The following is a 406-nucleotide window of genomic DNA, read 5'->3' as shown; positions in this document are numbered from 1 at the left end:
GGTCTGATCCTGATGATGTATCCGCCGCTGGCCAAGGTGAAGTACGAGGAACTGCCGCGGGTCTTCGCCGACAAACGGGTACTGATGCTCTCGCTGCTGCAGAACTGGATCGTCGGTCCGTTCCTGATGTTCGGCCTGGCCGTGCTGTTCCTGCGCGATTACCCCGAGTACATGACCGGCCTGGTCCTGATCGGGCTGGCACGGTGCATCGCCATGGTGCTGGTCTGGAATCAGCTTGCCCGCGGTGACGGCCAGTACGTCGCCGGGCTGGTGGCATTCAACTCGATCTTCCAGATTGCGCTGTTCAGCGTCTATGCGTGGTTCTTCCTGTCCTGGTTGCCGCCGGCGTTCGGTCTGCAGGGCAGCGTCATCGATGTCAGTTTCTGGACCATCGCCGAGGCTGTTC

Annotated in this window: 1 protein-coding gene; it reads left to right on the top strand. The window is 61.3% G+C overall.

Annotated features, from left to right (window positions below; translation table 11 throughout):
• Positions 1–406: arsenic resistance protein (locus KDL01_RS47340; protein WP_498038015.1), on the top strand; the 406-nt coding region annotated here is incomplete at both ends.

The organism is Actinospica durhamensis, assembly GCF_018139695.1.
GTDB classification, from domain to species: domain Bacteria; phylum Actinomycetota; class Actinomycetes; order Streptomycetales; family Catenulisporaceae; genus Actinospica; species Actinospica durhamensis.
Note: the sequence above shows the minus strand (reverse complement) of the source record. Positions and strands in the feature narration are given on the sequence as shown.